Below are 397 nucleotides of genomic sequence, written 5' to 3'. Positions count from 1 at the left end.
CCCGGACATCACGGTGAAGTGGAACCTTTTCGATCACGAAGGGTACAAGACATCGATCCGCAACTTCCTGACGGCCGATGCGCCGGACCTTGCCAACTGGTACGCGGGCAACCGGATGCTGCCTTATGTTGAGGCGGGCCTTTTCGAGCCGGTCGACGACGTGTGGGAGCAGAACGGGCTGGGAGAGACGCTCGCCTCCGCCAAGGGGTCGATGACCATCGACGGCAAGATCTGGGGCGTGCCCTATACCTATTACCAGTGGGGCATCTACTACCGCAGTCACATTTTCGAGCAGAACGGCCTCACCGCGCCCGAAACCTTCCACCACCTGCTCGCTGCCTTCAACACGCTTTCCGAAACGGGCAGTACACCCATCACCATCGGAACGAAATATCTA

Annotated in this window: 1 protein-coding gene; it reads left to right on the top strand. The window is 59.2% G+C overall.

Annotated elements, in window-relative coordinates; genetic code table 11:
- Positions 1 to 13 precede the first annotated feature (13 nt).
- On the top strand, positions 14 to 397 hold a 384-nt coding region (locus A3764_RS01450), incomplete at its 3' end, for an ABC transporter substrate-binding protein (RefSeq protein ID WP_236627985.1).

This window comes from Sulfitobacter sp. HI0129, from assembly GCF_001635395.1.
Classification (GTDB): domain Bacteria; phylum Pseudomonadota; class Alphaproteobacteria; order Rhodobacterales; family Rhodobacteraceae; genus Sulfitobacter.
The sequence above is the reverse complement of the archived record's forward strand: the minus strand, read 5'-3'. Positions and strand labels throughout refer to the sequence as shown.